The organism is Actinomadura verrucosospora (assembly GCF_039540335.1).
Lineage (GTDB): Bacteria > Actinomycetota > Actinomycetes > Streptosporangiales > Streptosporangiaceae > Spirillospora > Spirillospora verrucosospora.
The window spans coordinates 71,453-93,922 of the sequence record NZ_BAABEV010000005.1 but is presented as its reverse complement, the minus strand read 5'-3'; the positions used below and the strand labels follow the sequence as shown (position 1 = coordinate 93,922).

The window sequence follows — 22,470 nt, the reverse complement described above, 5'->3', positions numbered from 1 at the left end:
TGGCGCGCATGGACCTGGACGTGGCGCGGATCGAGCAGGCCCTACGGGTGATCGATCCGGTGTTCCTCAACACCCCGCAGTACCTCGACGAACAGCTGTGCCGGGCGCTGGGCGGCCGCGCGGTGACGGTGAAACTGGAGACGGCCAACCCGGTGCGCAGCTTCAAGGGCCGGGGCGCCGACCTGATGCTCAGCACTCTCGCCCCCGGCACGCCGGTGGTGTGCGCCAGCTCGGGCAACTTCGGGCAGGCCGTCGCCTACGCCGGGCGAGCACGCGGGATGCCGGTCGAGGTGTTCGTGCCCGAGACCGTCAATCCCGGCAAGCGCGAGCGGATGGAGACGTTCGGCGCCCGCGTCGTCGCGGCGGGACCGGACGGCTCGTCGGCGCGGGAGGCCGCGGCCGCCCACGCCGGGCGCCATCCTGACCGCGTCCATCTGCAGGACGGCGTCCAGGCGGCGATCGCCGAAGGCGCCGGGACGATCGGCGCCGAGCTGACCCGCGGCGCGCCGGCCGGGGCGTGCTTCGACGCCGTCGTGCTCCCGGTCGGGGACGGCGCGCTGATCAACGGCGTGGCGCGCTGGATGAAGGAGCACGCTCCCGGAACCCGGATCGTGGGGGTCAACGCCGAAGGCGCTCCCTCGATGGCGGAAAGCCTGCGTGCCGGCCGCGCGGTCCGCGCCGGACGTGCTCGCACCTTCGCCGACGGCATCGCGGTGCGTCGCCCGACGGAGGCTTCGGTGCGGCGGGCCCGCGTCCTGGTGGACGACATGGTCCTGGTGACGGACGAGGCCATCGCCGACGCCATGGAGTTGGCGGCGCGCACGCTCGGCATCGTCCTGGAGCCGGCGGGCGCGGCGGGCCTGGCGGCGATCGCCGGGGGCGCGGTCCCCGGCGACCGCCTGGCGACGGTGCTGACCGGCGCCAACCCCCGTCCCGAGCAGGTCCGGGAGCTGGCGGCCCGGCTCACGTGCGCTGTGCAGGCGCCCGCTGGACGCGCGAGCTTCTGAACGACCCCACACACCATGGAGGAAAGCGCAGTGAAGCGCATCGGCATCATCGGGGTAGGGGAGATCGGCCAAGCCATCGTGGACGGCCTGTACTGCCGGGACGACGACGCGCCCGAGGTGTTCCTCTCCCCTCGCGGAGCCCGGACGGCGGCGTACCTGTCCGAGCGCTACGAAAGCGTCCGGGTGTGTCCCGGCAACCAGGCGGTCGTGGACCGCTCCGAGATCGTGATCATCGCCGTACGCCGTCAGGACCGCCACGAAGCGCTCGCCGGCCTGGCGGTGCCCGACGACAAGATCGTGATCAACGTGATGGCCGGCGTCGGCAACGACGACCTGCGAAGGACGCTGACCACGGACGCCCAACTCGTTCGGGCCATCCCGCTGCCCGCGATACGCGAACGCCGCTCCGTCACGGTGACGTGCCCGTCCCACCCGGTTGCGGATTCTCTCTTCGAGCACCTGGGCGGGGCGCTCCCGGTCGCGGACGAGACGGCCTTCGACGTCTTCTCCGCACTGACGGGAACGCTCACCACCCACTACTCCTACCTCGCCGCGCTCACCTCGTGGGCCGTCGGCCACGGCATCGCCCCCGACGACGCGGACGGCTACGTCCGCAGCCTCTTCCAGGAGGTCGGCCGGGCTCTGGGCGACGACACCCGGACCCTGCGGCAGCTCGCAGCCGATCACGAGACCCCGAAGGGGAACAACGAGCGCATTCGCACCACCTGGTTCACCCCGGCCAACTCCGAAGCCCTCACCCGGGCGCTGGACGACCTCGTCGCCGACCTCGCGGGATGACGGAACCGCTCCGAGGAGCCGCCGATGTTCACGCCGGCGCCCCCGCCTCGGCGAAGGCGGGCACGCCCACGGCGACCGGCGGCGTCAGACGGTCGCGAGGGGGACGGGGAGCCGGTCGCGCAGTTCGTCGACCGTGACACCGAAGGTCTCGCGGACCGCCGCCCCGTCCGGGCCGACGTCGATGACGGCGACGTCGGTGTAGACCCTGCTGACGCAGCCGGTGCCGGTCAGCGGGTAGGTGCAGGCGGGCACCAGCTTGGAGCGGCCCTGCTTGTCGAAGAGGGTCATCATCACGAAGACCTGCTTGGCGCCGATGGCCAGATCCATCGCGCCGCCAACGGCCGGAACGGCGTCGGCGGCCCCGGTGTGCCAGTTGGCGAGGTCCCCGGTGGCCGAGACCTGGAAGGCGCCGAGCACGCACACGTCCAGGTGGCCGCCGCGCATCATGGCGAAGGAGTCGGCATGGTGGAAGTAGGAAGCTCCGGGCAGTTCGGTCACGGGGACCTTGCCGGCGTTCGTGAGATCGGGGTCGATCTCCTCGCCGACGGCGGCGGGGCCCATGTTGAGCATGCCGTTCTCGGTGTGGAGCACGATGCCCGCGCCGTCGGGGAGATGGTCGGCGACCCTGGTCGGCCGGCCGATGCCGAGGTTGACGTAGGAGCCGGCCGGGATGTCGCGGGCGACGACCTCGGCGAGCTCGTCCGGGGACAGGGGCCCGGTGGTGGAAGGCATGGTCAGCGTGCTCCTTGGACGGTGTAGCGCCGTTGCTCGACCGGCACGACGCGGTCGACGTAGATGCCGGGCGTGACCACCGTCTCCGGGTCGATGTCGCCGGCGGGGACGACGCCGGACACCTGCGCGATCGTGGTGGTCGCGGCCGTCGCCATGACGGGGCCGAAGTTCCGGGCCGTCTTCCGGTAGACGAGGTTGCCCATCGTGTCGGCGCGGTGGGCGCTGATCAGCGCCACGTCGCCCTTGATCGGGTACTCCAGGACGTGGACGCGCCCGTCGATGGTCCGGGTCTCCTTGCCCTCGGCGAGGGGGGTGCCGGCGCCGGTCGGGCAGTAGAAGGCGCCGATGCCCGCGCCGGCCGCGCGCATCCGTTCGGCGAGGTTGCCCTGCGGCACGACCTCCAGCTCGATCTTCCCGGCCCGGTACAGCCCGTCGAAGACGTGGGAGTCGCTCTGCCGGGGGAAGGAGCAGATCACCTTGCGCACCCGCCCGGCCTTGAGCAGGGCGGCGAGCCCGACGTCGCCGTTGCCGGCGTTGTTGGACACGATGGTGAGGTTACCCGCGCCCTGCCGGATCAGGCCGTCGACGAGGTCGAAGGGCATTCCCGCGAAGCCGAAGCCGCCGACCAGAACGGTGCTGCCGTCCTCGATCCCGCGGACGGCCTCGTCGACGCTTTCGAGGATCTCCGTCCGGCTCATGCCCCGGCCCCCGCGCCGCGCAGGTCCGTGTTCTCCAGGACGACGGCGAGCCCCTGTCCGACGCCGATGCAGATCGCGGCGACGCCCCAGCGCTCGCGGCGTTCGCGGAGCACCTTCGCGAGCGTGCCGAGGACGCGGGCGCCGCTGGCGCCGAGCGGGTGGCCGATCGCTATCGCGCCGCCCCGGGTGTTGACGATCTCCGGATCGATGCCCCAGGCGTCGACGCAGACGAGGGACTGCACGGCGAAGGCCTCGTTGAGCTCGACCGCGCCGACCCGGTCCCAGCCGATCCCGGCCCGGGCCAGGGCGCGGTCGGCGGCCTCGACCGGGGCGTAGCCGAAGTCCTGCGGGTCGAGCGCGAACGCGCCGCGCCCGGCGATGCGGCAGAGGGGGTCGAGGCCGATCAGGTCGGCGGCGGCGGCCGAGCCGAGCAGCAGGGCGGCGGCGCCGTCGCTCAGCGGCGAGGCGTTGCCGGCGGTGATGGTGCCGTCCGCGCGGAAGCTCGGCCTGAGCCCGGCCAGTTTCTCCAGAGAGGTGTCGGCGCGGACGCCCTCGTCGCGCTCCAGTTCCCCCGCGGGCACGACGAGGTCGTCGTAGAAGCCCTCGTTCCAGGCGGCCGCCGCGAGCCGGTGGGAGCGCAGCGCGAACGCGTCCTGGCGCTCCCGGCTGACGGCGTGCTTCTCCCGGAGCGATTCGTTGGCCTCGCCGAGCGAGACGGTCCACTCCCTCGGCATGCGCGGGTTCACCAGCCGCCAGCCGAGCGTGGTCGACACGGCGGCGAGGTCTCCGGGCGGGAACCCTCGGGCCGGCTTCGGCAGCACCCACGGCGCCCGGGTCATCGACTCGACTCCGCCGGCCACCACCACGTCGGCGTCCCCCACCTCGATCGTTCGGGAGGCGCTCATCGCGGCGTCGAGGCTGGAGCCGCACAGCCGGTTGACGGTGGTGCCCGGCACGCTCGTCGGCAGCCCGGCGAGCAGCGCCGCCATCCTGCCGACGTTGCGGTTCTCCTCGCCCGCACCGTTCGCGTTACCCCAGACGACCTCCCCGACCGCGGCCGCGTCCAGCCGGGGCGCCCTGGCCAGCAGCGCTCTGATCACGTCTGTAGCGAGGTCGTCCGGCCGGACGCCCGCCAGGGCGCCGTTGAACCGTCCGAACGGTGTCCGGACGGCGGAGTACAGATAGGAGCTCATGGCGTCGAGGCTAAGCGGCCTGCCTTGATATAGTGAAGTATCAATATTCGCGCTTATTGAGACGCGAGCGATATGGATCTCCGTCACCTCCGGTACTTCGTCGCCGTCGCCGAAGAACTCCACTTCGGACGCGCCGCCGAGCGGCTCAACATGGCGCAGCCGCCGCTGTCGCAGGCGGTCCGCCGGCTGGAGGGCGACCTCGGCGTGGAACTGCTGCACCGGACCACCCGCCGGGTCGAGCTCACCGACGCGGGCCGCGGCTACCTGGCGCGGGCCCGGAAGATCCTCGGTGAGGTGGCCGAGGCCGCGCACGAGGCCCGCCGGGTCGCGGCCGGCGCGGTCGGCCATCTCGCGATCGGCTGCGTGGGGTCGGCCACCTACAGCCTGCTCCCCGCGCTCTCCCGCGGGCTCTCCCTGGAGTTGCCCGGCGTCGATTTCTCCTTCCGCGGCGAAATGCTGGTCCCCGACCAGGTCGCGGCACTGCGGACCGGCGCGATCGACCTGGCGCTGCTGCGGCCGCCGATCGCCGATCTCTCGCTCACGGTCCTGCCGCTGCGCCGGGACCGGCTGGTCGTCGCCGTCCCCGCCGATCACCCCCTGGCGGCGCTTCGGGAGACGGGGGTCGCCGACATGGCGGGCGCCGACCTGATCGTGCACTCCGCGGACCGCCGTTCGGTGATGTACGACGTGGTGCTCGGCCTCTTCCGCGACGCGGGCGTCGAGCCCCGGATCCGCCACGAGGTCGGCGAGACCTCCACTCTGATCACCCTCGTCGCGGGCGGTCTCGGCGTGGCGGTCGTGCCCGAGCCGGTGACGGCCCTGGCCCTCGACGGCGTCGTCTTCCGCCCGCTGGCACGGCCCGCCGTGCACGTCGACCTCGCGCTCGCGCACCGGACCGACCGCACGGAACCCCACCTGGCCCGAGCCGTCTCCGTCATCCGCCGCATCGTCTGACCGACCCCGGGCGACCGCCGCCTGCGGCCGCTTCGGAGCCGGTGGCGCACGTTCTGGACGACTTCCGGGCGCCGGCCGCTCGTGGTCGCGGCCGCAGGCCGGCCTCTAGTCGGTGTCGCGGGCGTGGTCGGCCAAGGCCTGGTTCATCTCGAGTTCGTGTTCCTCAAGGTTCCACTTGTCTGCTTGGGATGCCTGGTTGGTGACCCAATAGATCATGGTGCCGTCGCGCAGGATCCGGCTGTAGCTGGCGAAGGACCAGTCGTTGCCGCCGTTGTGCCAGGCGACCCGGCCGTCCTTGGTGTGCAGGACGCCCCAGCCGTATCCGTAGGCGGCCTCGGTGCCGGGGATCCGTGCGTGGGGCTCGAACATCTTGGCCTTGGCGGTGGCGCTGAGGATCGTGTCGCCGAGCAGCGCGCGGTGCCACTTGAACATGTCGCGGCCGGTGGACAGCATGCCGCCGTTGCCGCGCAGGTACCAGTACGGTCCGTCGGAGGCCCAGGGGTGGTCGGACGGACGGCCCTGGCTCACGCCGTTCTCGTCGTACTCGACGGCCACCTCTGCGCGGGAGAATTTCGGCAGCACATAGCCCGTGTGGGTCATCCCCGCCGGCGCGAACAGGTGCGTTGCCAAGAACCGCTCGTAGCTGGTGCCTGACACCTTCTCGACGATGGCGGCGAGCACGCTGAAGCCCGTGTTCGAGTAGTGGAATTCCGCGCCGGGGCGGGAGACCAGCTTGGACTTCAGTGCCTTGCTCAGCATCTCGTCGCGGGAGACGCGTTCGTAGTCGTCACCAAGCCCCTCGGCCAGCCCGGCCGTGTGCGTCAGCAGGTGGTGCAGGGTGATGCCGCGCTTGTCCGCGGGCACCGGGCCGAGGATCGTGCTGATCCGGTCGGTCGTCCGGAGCTTCCCCATCGTCTCCAGCTTCATGATCGCGGCCGCGGTGAACTGCTTGGTGATCGACATGACGTCGTACACGGTGTCGCAGGTGGCCGGGGTCCCGGCCGCGCGGTCCGCCAGGCCGAAGCCCTTGCAGTGCGCGAACTCCGCGCCGCGGGCGGCGACCACCGTGCCGCCCGGTCCTTCGGGCAGCGTGCGGTCGAGGTAACGGGCGATCGAACGGTCGACGGGTTCGGCCGCGCTCCGGGCGGCCCTCGGCGCGCCCATGGCGTCGCCGCCGCAGCCCGCCACGGCCAGCGTGGTCGTGAGCGCCAGGGCGAAGGGGAGCGTATTGATCCGTTGCATGCGTCCTCCAGGGCGGTGTGGTGCGGGGGATGCGCCAGAGGCTGGCCGCGGCGGGCCGCGGTGATCAAGAGGTCGTGCCGTGCGAGCTTGTGCGAGACGCTGTGCGGCCTGGTCAGGCTGGGGCATAGTGGGGCGATCAACGAGCATCGGGGTGAGATCATGAGCGCACCGCCACCGTCACCGGACGTGGTCACCGACGAGGCCGAGTTCGTCGCTGCGATGCGCCGGCTCAAGGCCTGGTCGGGCCTCAGCTACCGGCAGCTGGAGCGTCGGGCCGCCGAGGCCGGTCGCGTGCTGCCCTACTCGACCGCGTCCACCGCGCTCGGCCGGAAGACCCTGCCCCGCGAGGAACTGCTGGTCGCCTTCGTCCTGGCGTGCGGGCTGGACGATGAAGGAGCGGCGTCCTGGGTGGCCGTCAGAAAGCGCATCGCGGTCGGCGAACGGGTCAGTGTGACCGAGCCGAGGGCGGTCCGAAGGCCGCGGTGGCGGCCCGCGATCGGCTGGGCCGCTGTGATGCTGAGCCTGGCGCTCGCCGGCGGCACCACGCTCTCCATGAAGGCCAGCGAAGAGGTCGAGGCCGTCCAGGTCACCGTGGGCCGGTGATCCTGGCAGGGCGTTGAGCATGGAACTGGGCGGGCTCTGAGTCGGCTGGACTCTCGGCCCGGGCCTTGCTCTCCGCCGCAGGGGTAGTCAGTGGACGGCGTCGGCGAGACGTGTGGTCGCGGCGGCACGGCCCGCTTCGAAGGCCGCATGCAGCAAGGCGCCGTCGGACTCCAGGCGGCTGATGCGCGGTGAGTCTTCCGGAGGGCGGATCGACAGCACGGCGGGCCCGGCATGGTCCTGGTCGGCGTCGTGCGCGGCGAGCAGCAGGTCGGCCTCGGCGAGTCGGGCGTCCCGGGCGAGGAAGGTGGCCTTCAGCTCGGCCGTGTAGCGGCGCAGCCCGACGTCGGCGACCAGCCGGGAGCCGAATGAGGGGGCCGGGCGTTCCGGTGCCCGGTCGCTCAGTCTGCGCGAGCGAAGGACCAGCACGTGGGTCGCCCCGTCCCGCAGTGCCTGGCGGAAGGGGATCGCCTCGGCGACGCCGGCGTCGTAGTAGAGCCCGGGGCCGACGGAGACCGGCCGTCCGGAGAGCAGGGGCAGTGCCGCGCTGGCTCGCAGCGCCAGCCGTAGCGCGCGCTCGTCGACAAGGGCGCTGTGCAGGTCCACCGGGCCGCCGGTGACGACGTCGGTGGCCAGGGGATGGAACTCGATGGGACTGGCCAGCACCGAGGCGTAGTTGAGCGGGAACCGGCGGATGTAGACCTCTTCGACGAGCTGCTCGACGTCCACGATCGGACGGCCCCGTAGGAGGTTGCGCTTGCGGATCAGGGTCCGCGCGAAGACCGGGTCGGTCCAGCCGCGCACTCCCTCCGGGGTGGTGCTGAGGAGCCAGGCCGCCGAGATCGCGCCCGCTGACGAGCCGTAGACCGCGTCGAACAGCGGCAGAAGCCCGAGCTCGTGGATCGCCAGTGCCATGCCCGCCGAGACGGTGCCGCGCATCCCGCCGCCTTCGATGGCCAGCGCCACGCGGTGCCCGTCGTCGCGGGCACCCGGCTGGCTGCCCGCGATGGCCCGCTCGGCAAGGACCGGCAGAAGCCGGTGCCGGGTCTCCACGCCCACGTCTCCTCCTCCGTGTGGGTGCCCCTGCTCGGGCGTCCCCAACGAAGCCCATTGTGCCGTTCCCGCGCATCGGCTCCCATGCGGGAGGACGCACCCGTCTAGCCAGGACGCGGCCTACCGCTGGGCTGCCTATTGTCCGGGCCTGGGGTCGGCCGCTGACACGACCCACCACAGTGCGGCCAGCGCCACCGCCTGCACGCTCAGCACGACCGGTACCAGCGCGGCATGCGCGTGCCCGGCGAGGGCGCCGAGCCCTGCTCCGCCGGCGAGCCAGGCGATGCCGTACACCGCGGCGAAGGCTCCGTAGGCGGTCGGGCGGCGTGCGGCCGGGACGAGATCGGCGACCGCCGCCCGCATCGTCGATTCCTGTACTCCCATCGCCGCGCCCCACAGCGCCGCGCCTGCCAGCACCGGAAGCAGCGAACCGGCGAACGCCAGCGCGGTCCCGGCGCCGGCCAGCACCGGCAACGCCACCAGGACGCGCAAGCCCCATCGGTCGAACAACCGGCCCGTCGCCAATGCCGCCACCGCGTCGGTCGCCATCGCCCCGGCGTACACCAACGGCACCGCCTGCGGACTCACCAGGTGCGCCTGCACCAGGTGGAACCCGATGAGCCCGAACGTGGCGAAGCCCGCCATCGTGACCGCAGAGAACACCGCGTAGCGCCAGAAGACCTGGCCCAGTCCCGCCAGCGGCGAGACGCCCCGCAGCGCCACGGAGCCCCTCGCCGGAGCCGGTGCGGGCACGCGTCCCACACCTTCCTCATAGACCTGCGGGTCGGGGACGCGGCGGGCGAGCCAGACGAGAACGACCAGGACCGCGAGGCCGGGCACCGCCAGGATCCCGAAGCCGAGGGCGTACCCGTGCAGGGCGACGGCCGCGGCGACCAGCAGCGGTCCCGCGAACGCGCCTGCCTGGTCCAGCGCTTCGTGCACCGCGAACGCCGTCCCGCGGCCCATCGGGCTGCCGGCATGGGAGAGCAGCGTGTCCTTGGCCGGGCTGCGCGTCGCCTTGCCCACCCGTTCGGCCACCACGAGCGCGCACGCCCCGGCCAGCCCGACCGGCAGCGCCAGCGCGGGCACCGCCACGACCGTCAGGCCGTACCCGGCGATCGTCCAGGCCCAGTACCGGCCCGACCGTTCCGCCGCCGGGCCGCTCACCAGCCGGAGAACCAGGCCCGCCGCCTCGCCGGCACCCGTCACCACCCCCACCAGGACGGCGCCGGCGCCGAGCGACCCCAGGAACGGACCGGTGATCGATCGAGCTCCCTCGTAGACGACGTCCGCCAGGAGACTGACCACACCGAAGACCACGACGAACCGCCACGGCGACAGCGCCGGAGCCGATCCAGGAGTGGGCGGCTCGGCTCCGGTCCCCGAATCGGGGTGCTCGGAAGCGCTGTCGCCAGCCATGGGCTCTCCCACCGGGCATGCACGAAGGACACCAGGTAGGGACTGTTGGCGGAGCCCCGCAGCGGCACCGCGGTTCGGGTACGGCGAGCCCCACCGCCGCAGACGTCCTTCTCCGAAGTGAAGCGGAGTCTTAGGACCGACCGTAACGACACGCGCTCCAGCATGGCAAGGCACCCGCATCGACCCAGGCGTGCAGCGTCGAGCGCCACGCGCGCGGTCCGCTGCGCGGGGTCAGGGTCGGTGGATCCGCTGGTAGTGGGCCTTGACCTTGGCCCGGTTGCCGCAGCCGCTCATCGAGCACCAGCGGCGTCGGCCGCTGCGTGAGGTGTCGAGGAACCACAACACGCAGCCGGTTCCCTCGCAGTGCCGCAGTCGTCCAGGGGGCGCCGTCCTGAGCAGGTCGAGGTAGGCCCTCGCGGCCAGCCAGGCGGGCCGCCACGCCTCACAGTCCAGTTCCAGGCGCTCGCTCGGAGCCCCGTCTTCGAGGTGAAGCCGCAGCCTGCCGTGCGCGAGGACGGTGTTGACCTGGTCATCGGCTCCTTCGTCCAGAGACAGGCGGATGGCCGCCCGGGCTGCCCGCAGTGGTTCTGCGCAGCGCTGGGGGTCGTCGACCTCCAGGCCGTGTTCCTGGAGCCACTCGGCAAGGCCGATGGGGTCGGCCAGTTCGTCGTGCATCACTCCGTCGGCCGGCCATCGCGTGTTGACCAGGTCCAGGGGCAACGGCTCGCCGGTCAGAGGTCTGCGCGCCATGGCATCATTCTAACCATCTATAGCCGGTTGAAAAGTTAGATTTCCCATGACACCTTCCTAACCGCTACAGGGCACTTAGATGGTTAGGGGAAGTGGATGCGGCGAGATCGCGTGGCAGGTGCGGCGCTGACGGCGCAGGCGGTGTCGTTCGGCCTGAACTTCTCGGCGGGTGTCTTCTTCGCGCCGGCGTCCGCCTCCTACGGGCTGTCCGCCGCGACGCCGGCGATCGCGGCCGGGATCGCCATCGCGCTGACCGGCCTGGCGCAGCCCTTGGTGGGCGTGCTGCTCGACAGGGTGGGACCGAGGCTGGTCCTGCTGACCGGACTGACTCTGATCTCCAGCGGCTACGTGGCCTTGGCGGCCGTCCAGCAGGCCTGGCAGTTCGTCGCCGCCTACGTGGTCCTCGGCGGCCTGGGCTTCGTGGCCTCGTCCAGCCTGGCCGTCACCACGCTGATCGGCCACCGGTACGGTGACCGGGCCGGTCCGGCCCTGGCCCGCGCCTCGGTGGGCGTCAACGTCGGCCAACTGCTCGCCCCCTGGGCGGCGACCCTGCTTCTGGAGCCGGTCGGTGTACGGGGGACGTACCTGGCGCTCGGCCTCACCGGCCTGGTGGTCACCGCCGCGCTGGCGACGATCCTGCCCCGGGATGACCGCGGGGGGAACGCTCCCGCACCGGCCACCGCCGCTCTGCGAGGCAGGGGCCGCGTGCTGACGTCCTTCGCCCTGCACTCGGCGTCGCTGTACATGCTGGTCCTGCTGCTGCCCAAGTACGCCACCGAGCTGGGCTGGTCGGCCGCGCACGCGGGACGGCTGATCACCCTCAGCGCTCTCGCCGCGGGGCTCACCTCACTGGCCACCGCCCGGCTGCTGCACCGGTTCGGCCCCGAGCCGCTGCTGCGCACGCTGCACCTGGTCCGCGCCGTGGCGCTGGTGCTGGCGGCCACCGCCACCGAGCCGGCCGTCCTCGTCGCGGTGGCGGTGCTCTTCGGCACGGCCTCCTTCACCGTGATCCCACTGACGATGACGCTGCTGACCCGCGGCCTCGACCGGGCCCGGCTCGGCCGGGCGCTGGCCCCGGCATGGCTGATCCACCAACTCTCGGCCGGTGCCGCGCTGGCCTTGGCCGCCGCCGTCCACGCCCTGTCCGGCAGCTACCGGGCCGCCTTCGCCCTCGGCGTCCTGCTCAGCCTCACCGCCGCGGCGCTGGTCGCGCCCGCGGCCCGCGAACCCGTGGCGACCGCCACGCGATCCCGATGAACACCGCGAAAGGACACAACGCGATGACCACCCGGCACCACACCGTCAAGATCCAGGGCCTGGACGTCTTCTACCGGGAGGCCGGCGACCCGGCCGACCCCACGCTGGTGCTGCTGCACGGCTTTCCCACCAGTTCGGCGATGTTCCGCGACCTTCTCCGCGACCTCGCCGGCGACTACCACCTGATCGCACCCGACCACATCGGCTTCGGCCAGTCGGCGATGCCCGCGGTCGACGAGTTCGACTACGGCTTCGAGAAGCTCACCGAGATCACTCTGGGGCTGCTGGACAAGCTGGGCCTGGACCGCTTCGCCCTCTACATCCAGGACTACGGCGCACCGATCGGCCTGCGCATCGCCAGCCGGAACCCGGAACGCGTCACCGCGATCATCAGCCAGAGCGGCAACGCCTACATGGAGGGCTTCACCCCCTTCTGGGACGTCCTGTTCGCGCACGCCAAGGACCGCTCGCCCAACGAACCCGCCGTCCGTGGACTGCTGGAGCCGGACGCCACCAAGTGGCAGTACACGCACGGCGTGCCCGCCGACCGGGCGGACCGGCTGTCCCCCGACACCTGGACCCTCGACCAGGCCTACCTCGACCGTCCCGGCAACAAGGAGATCCAACTCCAGCTGTTCTGGGACTACCAGTTCAACCTCGACGGCTACCCGGCCTTCCAGGAGTACTTCCGCACCCACCGCCCGCCGGTCCTGGTCACCTGGGGCGGCAACGATGAGATCTTCGGCCCCGACGGCGCCCGCGCCTTCGCCCGGGACCTGCCGGACGCCAAGATCCACATCCTCGATGCCGGACATTTCGCGCTGGAGACCCACGGGCCCGAGATCGCCGCCCACATCCGCGACTTCCTCAGCCGCACCCTGCGCTGATGCGGGCGCCGACGATCCGAGCCAACTGATCCGCCAATTCTGGCGGGGGCCGCCCTTGGGAGGGGAGGGGCGGCCCCCGTTCAGGCCCGTTCCGTTCGCCGGCCTTAGGAGATGTTGAAGTTGGGACGCAGCACCGCTGTGGCGGTCGTGCGGACTCCCGACTCCACGAGGGGGCCCTGGTTTCCCCCGATCGTGCTCAGCCTGCCCTGGCCGAGGTTGCGGACCACGATGTTGATGTGAGCGTTGTCGCCGTAGATGGCCAGGTCCCCTGGTCGTGCCTCACTGACGGGGAGGGCTCGTCCTGCGGCCCGCCATTGCCAGACGCCCGCCCACCGGTGGGCCGGTGTCCCCGTCGGGCTGTTCCAGTACGCCTTCGTGGCGCCGGCTTTGTCGATCACCCAGCTCACGAAGTCGGCGCACCAGGGCTCACCGTTGTACTGGTTGTACTGGTTGAGGTTGTTGTCGCGGCCGCCTCTGTCTCCCGTCCCGATCAGTGACGTGGCCACGCTGATGACCCGGGCGGCAGATCCGTCACCGCCCTGGTACACCGGTGTCGACGGGGAGAGCGGGGTGCCGGACAGGCTCTTGCCGGCACTGTCGAACGGCGGGATGACGCCGCCGAAGAACCAGGCGTAGTCGACGGCGACCTTCTGCAGGGGCAGGGCCACGCTCTCGGACGTGCCGAGCCGCGACCAGGCGTCACTGTCCTGCGAGCCGACCGGCACGCTGATCTCCTTCAGCGGGCGTGGCGCCAGCCGCGGGATCACCAGGCCGTCCCGGCCGGACACCGGATCGGCCCGCCGATTGGCCTCCTCCCTGGCCTGGTAGAAATTGGCCAGGCCCTTGAGATTGGCGGCGTCCGCGCCGCCGGACAGGTCCGTGGCGATCCGGGAGAGCGTGGCGCTGTACCCCGCCGACCAGGAGCCGACCACGCAGGCCTTGTCGTCGATCGGATCAGGGATCCCGTATGTCGTCTCCAGAGCCTGCAGTTTCGGCTCCCAAGTCGTGTGCAGCGACGGGGCGTCCGGCGGGTCCTGCAGCGTGGCGAAGGCCGCCGAGTGCGGAGCCATCGCCGTGAGGAACCGTCTCATCACCGTGGTGCACGCCTCCGACGCGGTGTAGTCCTCCTGCGCGGGCCCGACCCTGGAGAAGAGCCCGAGGTCGTTGCCCATCGCGATGCTGATCTTCTGCCAGCCGCCGACCATCGGCTGGAAGACGCCGAGGTCGTGCGGGCGCTCCTTGGGCGGGACCTTCTCGACGGACAGCACCAGATCGGCGGCGCCGGCGATGTCGCCGTCCACGTCGCACCGGTTCTCGATGTGGGCCTCCTCCGCCTCCTTCTTGGTCATCGGGAAGACGCCCTGGCGATCGTCCTTGGAGTTGTCGCACTCGTCGGTCTTCCAGTGCCCGACCCCGTAGCTGACCGACAGGGCCTCGTTGACGAGGATCCCCGTGGCGGTGGCCCGGTCGGTCTCGACGGTGTAGCCGAAGACGCCCTTCTGGTCGTAGGAGCCGCCGCTGACCAGATAGAGGTCCTGGAGGCGCGTGGCCTCGCAGCGCCAGATCGAAATGATCTTGAAGCTGACCGGCCACGGTCTGCTCGGGTCGTCCGGCGGGGGGACCGCGCACGGAGCGCCGGGGTCGGGGCTGCGGTCCATGAAGATCCCGGAGGTCTCGATGACCTTGCTCCAGTACCTGCGGGCGCCGGCCTGGTCCTTCCCGTCGCCGTCGGCCTTCCAGCGGGGGCTCTTCGGGTCGCGGTGCACCTTCTCCGCCGCCTTGACCAGCTCGAAGGCGACGAAGTACGAGGACTGGCACGGGTTCTGCGGATCGAGACCGTGCATCCGCATCTGGCCCGACGCCGCGGGGGTCAGCAGGTACGGACCGGAGCCCTGATCGTCCTTGCCGCCGATGTCGGGGTCCGGATCGGCGACGTCGCAGCCGCCCGCGTGCAGGCCCGTTGCCGCGGTCTCCGACGACCCGGCGCCCGCCCGGAACGCGGCGTCCTGGACCCCGGGCCTGCCGGGCGCGACGAGGAACGAGGCGGGCTGGACGCGGCCCAGGCCGGCTCCGGCCGGGTGGTCCCGTGCCGCGGCCCGCATCTTCGACATCACGCCGTCCGCGTACTTCCAGGCCGTCGGGTTGAAATCACACGCCCCCGGACACTGGTGCCATTTCTCCGGGGAGTCCCCCCAGCTGCCGGTGAAGTGCTCGACCGCGACCTGCTGCCACTTGTGGAACCTGTTCCAATTGGTGAGGACGTCCCTTTTGGCCCGGCGGTCCTGCACGCTCGGCGGTGCTTGGCACGCCCTCCGGTAGCCCGCGTAGTTGTTCCAGGTGCTCGTGATGTACTGGTAGGCGCCGCAGGCGCTGCTCTTCTTCGTCCCGGCGTTCTTGGTGTAGTCGCCGCCCGATTCCTGCATGCGCAGCGCCCAGAGGAACCAGCCGAGCTGGTGGCTGAGATCCCCGTCCGGCGGCGCGACGTGATCGTCGTCGGTGCCCGGCACGGTGGCGGCCGAGCCGGCCCCGGTGACCCCCTGGACGGGACCCGGCCCGGCGCCGACGGTGTTGCTGACGTTCGTGTTCGTGCCCCCGTCGGCGGAGCCGTCCCCGCCGGGGACCTCCTTCGCCTCGCGCCCCGGATCGCGATCGATGTTGTCGTACGGGCTGTAGCGGGCGAAGTCGGTCTGCGCCTTGGCCAGACCCGCCAGAATGGTCCAGGGCACTTCGGAGTAGTCCTGCGCGCTGCCCGACGTCTGCTCCGACGCCTGCTTCAGGATCTGCTGCCAGCCTCCGGGAAAGTACGCGGCGACCTTTTCGTCCGAGGCCGCCTCCGGCTGCGACTCCGGGTCGTCGTCGACGTCGACGCCCAGAATCATTGCGGCGATCAGCACGATGCACAGGAACGGGACGAGGACCGGCAGCCCGACGCCCAGCAGCACCTTGAGCTTCCCGTGCTGATTCTCCTTATCCGACCCCGTACCGCTGACCTTCTCCTTCTTGTTGTCGCCCTTGGTGTACTTGGCCTGGAAACCCTTCCAGAACGACTCCGGTACGAACCGCCCGGCGACAGACCCCTTGAGCCTCCGCATCACCAACCAGCGGCCGAGCCTGTTGCTCATGACCCTGTCGAAGACCCCGGGCGCGTACCGGTCGAGGTAGCGGCCGAGAGCGAAGTTGGCGCCCTGGCCCGCGCCATGGGCGATCTTCTCGCCCGTGGAATCGCCTTCCGGCATCGACAGGCCGTACCTGCCCGCGACCTCCTCGGCGGCGTTCTTCGCGGCGTTCCTGGCGGCGCTCTTGGCGGCGTCTGCCACCGCCTTCTTGACCCCGCCCGAGGACGTGTCGTCGTTTCCGGGCGCACCATCTGGAGCATGGGGGCCCGCGGCCGCGCCGCCCGCACGCCCGGTGAGCGGGTTGGCCGTAGACGGGATCTTGACGGGCCCCCCGCGCAACCCGGCGTCGCCGTAGGGGGCTCGGCCCCGCCCGTCCGCACCCCGATCGCTTCGCGACTGCTCGGCGAGGATGTCCTGGACGTTCTCCGGCCTCAGGGCCGCCGCGGCGATGCGGGGGTCCGACTCCAGCGCGGATGCTTCCTCCGGCGTGAGCTCGGCCAGATCGTCCAGAGGCGCGCCCTCTGCCACCGGCCGCAATTCCTCCGCCGCCCCGGGCCGAGGTAAGTCCGACGAAGGCTCACCGTCGTCCGGGGGCTGAGGTACTGATTCCCAGTTAGACCACAGGTTGGCCTTGTCATCCATCCAGGGCATTCCCCGTTACCTCGGTCCCGCTGCCTTGCTCAGCTCTAAAGTGGTCCCCGGCACAAAAGCTGCTCGGATACCACCGTCCGTCAGGTCGCGGCGGGCGCAAGCCGGATATCGGACTGCGGGCCTGCAAGCCGCGACCATTCCCGGACCCTGTCAGGGCAGCATCATCCATGACGCTGCTGATCAGCGCGACGGAATTTGAATTGGCCTTCTCACCGCCGGGTCGCCGACCTCCCGCGGTCCGACCATTCAGGTCGTCGGAGTGGTTCCCGGCTGCGGCCCTTCGATGAGCTCGGCGAAGCGCGGGAAATGCTCGTCCGGAAGGGGGTCGCCCACGGTCAGGCCGAGCGGGTCGGTGACGGGGTGCGCCGGTTCGGCCGCCAAGGTCAGGTCAGCGTCCACGTAGATGATGACGTGGGCGATTCGAGGGTCGCCGGTGAAGTTGGGTGTGGCGCTGTGGGCGAGGCGAGAGTTGTGGAATGTGCAGTCGCCCGCGCGCAGGGGGACCGTGACGCGCCGCTCCCACCGCAGTTCGGGCGCCACGGCGAACATGTCGGCATGGTCGGACAGATCCTGTGGTCGCAGGCCGTCCAGGTGCTGGGAGCCCGGGATGAACGTCATGCAGCCGCGGTCGACCGGCACGTCCACCAGCGCCACCCAGGCCGAGAGCGCATGCCGTGAACCGGCGTGCGGCCAGTACGGCTGGTCCTGGTGGAACTCTGTCGCGGCCCCGTTCCTCGGCTCTTTGATCAGCAGCTGGTCGTGCCACAGCCGCAGCGGGATCCCCGCCAGCCGGGCGGCGATGGCCGCCAGGTCGGGGTTCAGGGTGAGCTCGCGCAGCGTCTCGTCGTGACGCCACAGCTGGAGCAGCTGCGTGAAGATCGTCCCGTTGTGGTGGTCCCGGACGGTGGTGCGGGCCGCCATCGCGGCTTCGGCGAACCTGCCCGCGTCGGCCCGGGAGATCACTCCGGGCAGGTGGACGAAACCGTCACGGCGATACGCTGACACGGTGTCCTCGGAGAGGTCGTCCGGAGTGGTGGGGGTTTCGGCACCGGCTGCTGCCATGGCTGTCTTCCTTGCCTTCTGGGGGTTGGCGTCTCGACAACTGTCGCCGCCGCCTCCGCCGGGCGGCTAGCACGAGAGCCCGACAGGCGTAGCACGATCTTGACAAGCGTCCATCGAGGGGAGGTCCGGTGCATCGCGTGCGGCATGCCGAGGTGTTTCCGCCGGGTCGGCCGCCCATCGCCGCCGAGCGGTTCGAGCTGCGGAGCGACACCGCCTCTCACAGCCATGACTTCATCGAGCTCGCCGTCGTCACCGGTGGCACCGCCACGCACGTCTCGGCCGCGGGCGAGCAGCCTCTCGTCCGCGGCGCGGTGACGATGCTCCGTCCGGGTGACTGGCACGGCTACCGCGACTGCGACCGCCTGACCGTCTACAACCTGTATGTCAGCCCGGAGGCCTTTCGACACGAGCTGGCCTGGATGCGCGCCGCCCCGCACATCGGCCGCTCATTGCACGTCGCCGGCCGATCCGGCCGCCCTACCGGTCACCCGTTGCGGCTGGACACCACCGCGCTGCGAGTGGTCGAAACCGGCCTGGCGGAAACCGCGGGCGAGCCCGGTTCCGATCCGGCCCTTCGTCCCGGCCCGGTCTACGCGGTGTGGGTCGGGATCCTGCTCTGCCTTCTGGGCGGGGTAGAGGCACATGGCTCCACGGACGCCACCGGCGAACGAACCGACCACGTCCACCCCGCTGTACTGGCCGCAGTGCAGTCCTTGGAGAGCGATATCGAGCGGGCGTGGAACCTGGACGAGCTCGCCTCCACGGTGAACTTGTCGCCTCCCTACCTGACTCGTATGTTCACAGCGCATCTCGGAGTTCCGCCCATGACCTATCTGGGCAGGCTGCGAGCGGAGCGCGCGGCGGCGCTCCTCATCGAGACCGACCTGTCCGTGGCAGCGATCGGAAGGCTCGTCGGCTGGCACGATCCGAACTACGCGAGCCGCCGGTTCCGGCACTTCTTCGCCCTCAGCCCGGCCGCATACCGCAGCCGGTTCCGCCCTGGCGGGTAACAGACGATGTTCTGATCGTTGCGCCACCCCTTGGTGACCGCGACGCTCGCCACGACGATGCACCGGATGTCCGGCGGCCGGTTCGCGCTCGGCCTGGGACGGGGAGAGGCCGTCGTCGGGCACGACGGTCCCGCCGGAAGCCATCCGTACCTCAGCCAGGACCCCGCGTTCCGCGAAGATATTCCGATCATGCTCGTGGCGATGGGCGAGCGCACCCTGGAGTTCGCCGGCCGGGTCGCCGACGGGGTCGTCCTGCACACCTTCTTCACCGACCGGACCCTGGCCCGTGCGGTCTCCTCGATCCGCCGGGGCGCCGTCGCGGCGGGCCACGACCCCGCTTCGGTGCGGGTGTGGTCGGTCCTGGCCACGGTGGGCGACCATCTGGACGAGGAGGCCCGCCTGCGCAAACTGGTCGGCCGCCTGGCCACCTACCTGCAGGGTTACGGGGACCTGCTGGTCCGGGTCAACGAGTGGGATCCGGCCGACCTGGTCCGTTTCCGCGCCGACGACCTGGTCGACGGCTACCCCGGGGCCTTCGACGCGCTCGCCACGCCGGACGAACTCCGCCACCTCGCCGGGCTGCTCCCCGAGCACTGGCTGGAGGCGGCGGCGACCGGCTCTCCCGAACGGTGCGCGCGACGCGTCCTCGCCCAGTTCGACGCCGGCGCCGACAGCGTGGTCCTGCACGGCGCCACCCCCCGCCGACCTGGCCCCGATCATCGACGCCTACCGGGCGGTGCGACCCGCCGACCGGTTCGAGGGCCTGCCCCGTAACCCAGGCCGCGCCCGTGCGGGGCAGCCGTGACCGGCGGCGGGCCCGGCGTCGCCGCGGTCGACTGGCAGACCCTCACCGTCGGCCTGCCCGCCCGCGCTCTGGTCGCCGCCTGCCACCGCGCTCTGGCCGGCCACGGCGTGACCGGTTACTCCCTTGAGCAGTGCCGGGACGACTACGTCTTCGCCTTTACCGCTGCCACAGCACGGTCTGGGTGCCGTACGGTACCTCCGACTGGCTGACTGCCGGCCCGCTGAACGAGGTCATGCCGTTCAGCGGGCGTCTCGAACCGCGCGACCGGAGGAGCCGATGCTGGGATGACGGCAGAGCGACCGATGCCCACACAGGACGACGTGCTCGGCTACTTCGACACGCTGTCGAACTGGGGACGGTGGGGCGACGACGACGAGCTCGGCACTCTGAACCACATCACCGACGACGTCCGGCTGGCGGCGGCGTGGGCCGTGCGCCACGGCAGGAGCGTGTCGTGCGCATGGGAGGTCGCCGTACCGGAGGACATGGAGCGGGCGACGACGACGTGCCCGTGCGCCGCCGACATGCCCGGTGCCGAGAACATGCCGGCGCCCTTCCACAAGGACCGGCGCTGGGGCTTCTCGTCCGAGCGGCTCGGCATCACCTTCCACGGCAACACCCTCACCCACGTCGACTCGCCGTGCCACATCTTCTGGAACGGCACGATGTACAACGGGCGGTCACACTCGCTGGTCGACGCCGCGACGGGATCGGGGTGGGCGGCCGTCACGGCGGCGGCGAACGGGATCATCACGCGTGGCGTCCTGCTGGACATCGCGGGGGTCCGCGGCGTGCCGTGGCTGGAACCGGGGGACGGGGTGTTTCCCGAGGACCTGGAGGAGGCCGAGCGGCGCCAGGGGGTGCGGGTGCGATCCGGCGATGCGGTTCTCCTGCGCACCGGCTACGGCCGCGTCCGGCACGAGGCCGGTCAGGCCGGTGGATTCAAGCAGGCCGGCTGGCACGCGTCCTGCCTGCCCTGGCTGCATGAACGGGAGGTCGCGCTGATCGGCGCCGACACCCCTCAGGACGTCCAGCCGTCGGGGTACGAGGATGTGCTGATGCCCGTTCACGCGGTGAGTCTCGTCGCGATGGGTCTGTGGCTGGTCGACAACTGCGATCTGGAGGCGTGCGCGGCGACGGCTGCCGAGCTCGGCCAGTGGGACTTCCAACTGGCCGTCGCGCCGGTCCGCTTCGCCGGGACGTCCGGCAGCCCGGTCAACCCGATCGCCACGTTCTGACCTCGGGACTCGCAGGCGATCCCACCCCGGTAAATGCGTTGCGGCGTCCGGAACGGGCGTGCATGCTGGGGCGATCGAGCGGCGACGAACGCTGCCTGGACTAAGGAGGGCTGACGAATGGCCGTCACTGTGCTGCGGCATGTCCGCATCAGTCCCTTCTTGTTCAGGAGCGCATCCGTTGTCTTCCGAGTACGAAACCTCTGATACCTACTCCGACCTTCACTCCCGCTCGTCCGGTCTCGCCGGTGACGAGCCCCCGCCCGGTCCGGCCGGCGCCTTCGAGTTCGAGTTCCACTCGGTCGACGAGGAGCTGGGCCCGGATCAGCGGTGGTCCACCTGGCTGGACGTCGAGCGCGGCTCACGCGGCCCGGAACCGCGCCCCTCGTGGGTCGTCACGGAACAGGCTGCGATCGATACGGAGCTCGGCATCCTCAAAACCGGCAAGGAAGCCGACGTCTTCCTGCTCGAGCGGGCTGTCGAAGCCATCGGCGACAACCCGGCGAAGTCCTCGCTGCTGGCCGCGAAACGGTACCGGACCGAGGAACACCGGTCCTTCCACCGCAGCACGTCGTACGTCGAAGGCCGCCGTACCCGCAACAGCCGTGACCGGCGGGCGATGGCGAAGAAGACCTCGCACGGGCGCAGTGTCGCGGCCGGCCAGTGGGCGCACGCCGAATGGGGCGCCCTCAACCAGCTGTGGGAGGCCGGCGTCCCGGTGCCTTATCCCGTGCAGGTGGACGGCACCGAACTGCTGATGGAGTTCATCGACGACGGTGAGGGCGGCGCCGCGCCCCGGCTCGCCCAGGTCCGCCCCTCGAAAGAGCTGCTCGGCGTGTACTTCGAGCAGCTCCGCGACGGAATGCGTGAACTGGCCCGCGCCGGGCTCGCGCACGGCGACCTCTCGCCTTACAACGTCCTCGCCCAGGCCGAGCGGATCGTGATGATCGACCTGCCCCAGGTCGTCGACGTCGTCGGCAACCCGAAAGGCATGGACTTCCTGATGCGCGACTGCCACAACATGGCCACGTGGTTCACGAACCGCGGGCTCGAAATCGACGAACAGGAACTGTTCGCCGACCTGCTCGCGATGGTGTTCTGATCGCCTTCAGCCGGCCTCCCGGCCCGAGGTGCCACCCCGGGCCGGGAGCCGGCCGGACGGATGATCCGCCGGGTGCGGTGTGGATCAGCTGGACGCGGGAGCCACGTACTTGTAGCAGGTGAGCCACGTGGTGTCGATGTCCACCGAGGCTCCGGCCGCTGCGTAGGCGCCGGCGAGCGCGCTCTCGTTCTGGAGGATCCAGTCGGCCGACTCGGGGAAGTCGGCGTTGACGGTCTTGACCAGCTTGCCGTCGAGGTAGAACCGCAGCGAGCCCGGCACGATCTCCGTCGAGTAGGTGTGCCACGAGGTCCACGCGGTGCCGGGCGCCACGTCGGCGCTGGACTCCTTGAAGCCGTGCGTGAAGACGCTCACGGGGTCGCTGGAGAAGTTCCCGCCCGCCTCCGGATAGTCCACCTCGTTCGGCGTGTAGCGCAGGTGGGCCATCTTGAAGCCGGGGGTGCGGGTGCGGACGACGAACCGTTCGGTGAACTTCCCGTACCGCAGGTTCATGCACTTCCGGGGAACCACGGCGGCCACGGAGTTGACGGAACCGTTGGAGGTCATGTGGACCCGCATCTGGCCGTCACCGTTGGACGCCGTGTAGACGCTCACGGCCTTCTCCGGCCGGTAGTACCCGCCGAACGTCCGGCCGCCGTTCCCGTCCGCCCCGCTCGTGGCGGTGTCCGGCCAGCCCGAAGGGTAGGCGCCCAGCGTGTCGTAGTAATGCGGATAGTTCGTCTTCAGCCCGGCGCAGCGGAAGTCTCCGTCACCGGCGCACGAGTTGAACGCGCCCGCGGGCACGTCACCGCCGTTGAAGTTCTCCGCGTAGAGCTGGACGAAAGGACCGCAGTCGCCGGAGGGTGTGTTGTTGTTCGTCACCGCACAGGCGTCCTGGGAAG

Annotated in this window: 20 protein-coding genes; 10 read left to right on the top strand and 10 right to left on the bottom strand. The window is 71.1% G+C overall.

The genetic code is table 11. From position 1 onward, the window contains the following. The first annotated feature begins 8 nt into the window (after nt 1–8). Both ABD944_RS07780 and ABD944_RS07775 read left to right on the top strand, forming a co-directional pair. Nucleotides 9–1,007 (top strand): threonine ammonia-lyase, encoded by a 999-nt coding sequence (locus ABD944_RS07780; protein WP_345173808.1) that lies wholly within the window; start codon nt 9–11, stop codon nt 1,005–1,007. 30 nt (nt 1,008–1,037) lie between these two features. Further along, the gene (locus ABD944_RS07775; protein WP_345173806.1) at nt 1,038–1,805 is read left to right on the top strand and encodes an NAD(P)-binding domain-containing protein; all 768 of its coding nucleotides are present in this window, start codon (nt 1,038–1,040) and stop codon (nt 1,803–1,805) included. An 84-nt stretch (nt 1,806–1,889) separates the two neighbouring features. On the opposite strand, the gene ABD944_RS07770 is transcribed toward ABD944_RS07775, so the two are convergent. Genes ABD944_RS07770 through ABD944_RS07760 form a run of 3 tightly spaced genes read right to left on the bottom strand, consistent with a single transcriptional unit; the run spans nt 1,890 to nt 4,428 of the window. Beyond that, nucleotides 1,890–2,537 carry a 3-oxoacid CoA-transferase subunit B gene (locus tag ABD944_RS07770; protein WP_345173803.1) on the bottom strand — a complete coding sequence of 216 codons (648 nt, stop codon included), beginning with the start codon at nt 2,535–2,537 and terminating at the stop codon, nt 1,890–1,892. Nucleotides 2,538–2,539: 2 nt separating this feature from the next. Beyond that, nucleotides 2,540–3,235: a 3-oxoacid CoA-transferase subunit A gene (locus tag ABD944_RS07765; protein ID WP_345173801.1), complete on the bottom strand. Its 696-nt coding sequence runs from the start codon at nt 3,233–3,235 to the stop codon at nt 2,540–2,542. Beyond that, entirely contained in the window at nt 3,232–4,428 is a 1,197-nt protein-coding gene (locus ABD944_RS07760; protein WP_345173800.1) for a thiolase family protein, read from the bottom strand. Before ABD944_RS07760 ends, ABD944_RS07765 begins: the two co-directional genes overlap by 4 nt. A 72-nt stretch (nt 4,429–4,500) precedes the next feature. Between ABD944_RS07760 and ABD944_RS07755 the strand changes: the two genes are divergently transcribed. Then, nucleotides 4,501–5,382 (top strand): LysR substrate-binding domain-containing protein, encoded by an 882-nt coding sequence (locus ABD944_RS07755; protein WP_345173798.1) that lies wholly within the window; start codon nt 4,501–4,503, stop codon nt 5,380–5,382. A 105-nt stretch (nt 5,383–5,487) separates the two neighbouring features. Here the strand turns inward: ABD944_RS07755 and ABD944_RS07750 are convergent, their stop codons facing one another. After that, nucleotides 5,488–6,624 carry a serine hydrolase domain-containing protein gene (locus ABD944_RS07750; protein ID WP_345173796.1) on the bottom strand — a complete coding sequence of 379 codons (1,137 nt, stop codon included), beginning with the start codon at nt 6,622–6,624 and terminating at the stop codon, nt 5,488–5,490. Nucleotides 6,625–6,783: 159 nt separating this feature from the next. Between ABD944_RS07750 and ABD944_RS07745 the strand changes: the two genes are divergently transcribed. Further along, on the top strand, nt 6,784–7,227 hold the full coding sequence (locus ABD944_RS07745) for a hypothetical protein (protein ID WP_345173794.1): 444 nt from the start codon (nt 6,784–6,786) through the stop codon (nt 7,225–7,227). A gap of 87 nt (nt 7,228–7,314) precedes the next feature. Here ABD944_RS07745 and ABD944_RS07740 read toward each other — a convergent pair whose 3' ends face one another. From ABD944_RS07740 to ABD944_RS07730, 3 genes are all read right to left on the bottom strand, one after another. Further along, nucleotides 7,315–8,283 (bottom strand): patatin-like phospholipase family protein, encoded by a 969-nt coding sequence (locus ABD944_RS07740; protein ID WP_345173791.1) that lies wholly within the window; start codon nt 8,281–8,283, stop codon nt 7,315–7,317. 129 nt (nt 8,284–8,412) lie between these two features. Further along, complete coding sequence (locus tag ABD944_RS07735) at nt 8,413–9,696, bottom strand: MFS transporter (protein WP_345173789.1); 1,284 nt, start codon at nt 9,694–9,696, stop codon at nt 8,413–8,415. A 231-nt stretch (nt 9,697–9,927) separates the two neighbouring features. Further along, the gene (locus ABD944_RS07730) at nt 9,928–10,446 is read right to left on the bottom strand and encodes a CGNR zinc finger domain-containing protein (protein ID WP_345173788.1); all 519 of its coding nucleotides are present in this window, start codon (nt 10,444–10,446) and stop codon (nt 9,928–9,930) included. A gap of 96 nt (nt 10,447–10,542) precedes the next feature. Between ABD944_RS07730 and ABD944_RS07725 the strand changes: the two genes are divergently transcribed. Then, nucleotides 10,543–11,703: an MFS transporter gene (locus ABD944_RS07725; protein WP_345173786.1), complete on the top strand. Its 1,161-nt coding sequence runs from the start codon at nt 10,543–10,545 to the stop codon at nt 11,701–11,703. 23 nt (nt 11,704–11,726) lie between these two features. Beyond that, nucleotides 11,727–12,590 carry an alpha/beta fold hydrolase gene (locus tag ABD944_RS07720; protein WP_345173784.1) on the top strand — a complete coding sequence of 288 codons (864 nt, stop codon included), beginning with the start codon at nt 11,727–11,729 and terminating at the stop codon, nt 12,588–12,590. A gap of 104 nt (nt 12,591–12,694) precedes the next feature. Here the strand turns inward: ABD944_RS07720 and ABD944_RS07715 are convergent, their stop codons facing one another. Together ABD944_RS07715 and ABD944_RS07710 are read right to left on the bottom strand one after the other, a co-directional pair. Further along, the gene (locus ABD944_RS07715) at nt 12,695–16,234 is read right to left on the bottom strand and encodes a CHAP domain-containing protein (protein ID WP_345173781.1); all 3,540 of its coding nucleotides are present in this window, start codon (nt 16,232–16,234) and stop codon (nt 12,695–12,697) included. A 369-nt stretch (nt 16,235–16,603) separates the two neighbouring features. Continuing rightward, complete coding sequence (locus tag ABD944_RS07710; RefSeq protein ID WP_345173779.1) at nt 16,604–17,419, bottom strand: phytanoyl-CoA dioxygenase family protein; 816 nt, start codon at nt 17,417–17,419, stop codon at nt 16,604–16,606. Between the two features lie 128 nt (nt 17,420–17,547). On the opposite strand from ABD944_RS07710, the gene ABD944_RS07705 reads away from it, so the two are divergent. The 4 genes from ABD944_RS07705 (at nt 17,548) to ABD944_RS07690 (ending at nt 21,571) form a co-directional block, all read left to right on the top strand. Beyond that, on the top strand, nt 17,548–18,429 hold the full coding sequence (locus ABD944_RS07705) for a helix-turn-helix domain-containing protein (RefSeq protein ID WP_345173777.1): 882 nt from the start codon (nt 17,548–17,550) through the stop codon (nt 18,427–18,429). Between the two features lie 18 nt (nt 18,430–18,447). After that, nucleotides 18,448–19,203 (top strand): LLM class flavin-dependent oxidoreductase, encoded by a 756-nt coding sequence (locus ABD944_RS07700; protein WP_345173775.1) that lies wholly within the window; start codon nt 18,448–18,450, stop codon nt 19,201–19,203. A gap of 315 nt (nt 19,204–19,518) precedes the next feature. Continuing rightward, complete coding sequence (locus tag ABD944_RS07695; RefSeq protein WP_345173772.1) at nt 19,519–20,472, top strand: cyclase family protein; 954 nt, start codon at nt 19,519–19,521, stop codon at nt 20,470–20,472. A gap of 178 nt (nt 20,473–20,650) precedes the next feature. Next, a complete protein-coding gene (locus ABD944_RS07690) occupies nt 20,651–21,571 on the top strand; it encodes a serine protein kinase RIO (RefSeq protein WP_345173769.1) in 921 nt (306 codons plus the stop codon). Nucleotides 21,572–21,655: 84 nt separating this feature from the next. Here ABD944_RS07690 and ABD944_RS07685 read toward each other — a convergent pair whose 3' ends face one another. Further along, entirely contained in the window at nt 21,656–22,450 is a 795-nt protein-coding gene (locus ABD944_RS07685; protein ID WP_345173766.1) for a family 16 glycosylhydrolase, read from the bottom strand. Between the last annotated feature and the right edge of the window lie 20 nt (nt 22,451–22,470).

Excerpts from the sequence above, each read along its gene's own strand:
- ABD944_RS07780 (WP_345173808.1), top strand. The coding sequence starts at position 9 with ATGGACCTGGACGTGGCGCGGATCGAGCAGGCCCTACGGGTGATCGAT.
- ABD944_RS07770 (WP_345173803.1), bottom strand. The coding sequence starts at position 2,537 with ATGCCTTCCACCACCGGGCCCCTGTCCCCGGACGAGCTCGCCGAGGTC.
- ABD944_RS07765 (WP_345173801.1), bottom strand. The coding sequence starts at position 3,235 with ATGAGCCGGACGGAGATCCTCGAAAGCGTCGACGAGGCCGTCCGCGGG.
- ABD944_RS07760 (WP_345173800.1), bottom strand. The coding sequence starts at position 4,428 with ATGAGCTCCTATCTGTACTCCGCCGTCCGGACACCGTTCGGACGGTTC.
- ABD944_RS07755 (WP_345173798.1), top strand. The coding sequence starts at position 4,501 with ATGGATCTCCGTCACCTCCGGTACTTCGTCGCCGTCGCCGAAGAACTC.
- ABD944_RS07750 (WP_345173796.1), bottom strand. The coding sequence starts at position 6,624 with ATGCAACGGATCAATACGCTCCCCTTCGCCCTGGCGCTCACGACCACG.
- ABD944_RS07745 (WP_345173794.1), top strand. The coding sequence starts at position 6,784 with ATGAGCGCACCGCCACCGTCACCGGACGTGGTCACCGACGAGGCCGAG.
- ABD944_RS07735 (WP_345173789.1), bottom strand. The coding sequence starts at position 9,696 with ATGGCTGGCGACAGCGCTTCCGAGCACCCCGATTCGGGGACCGGAGCC.
- ABD944_RS07730 (WP_345173788.1), bottom strand. The coding sequence starts at position 10,446 with ATGGCGCGCAGACCTCTGACCGGCGAGCCGTTGCCCCTGGACCTGGTC.
- ABD944_RS07725 (WP_345173786.1), top strand. The coding sequence starts at position 10,543 with ATGCGGCGAGATCGCGTGGCAGGTGCGGCGCTGACGGCGCAGGCGGTG.
- ABD944_RS07720 (WP_345173784.1), top strand. The coding sequence starts at position 11,727 with ATGACCACCCGGCACCACACCGTCAAGATCCAGGGCCTGGACGTCTTC.
- ABD944_RS07710 (WP_345173779.1), bottom strand. The coding sequence starts at position 17,419 with ATGGCAGCAGCCGGTGCCGAAACCCCCACCACTCCGGACGACCTCTCC.
- ABD944_RS07695 (WP_345173772.1), top strand. The coding sequence starts at position 19,519 with ATGACGGCAGAGCGACCGATGCCCACACAGGACGACGTGCTCGGCTAC.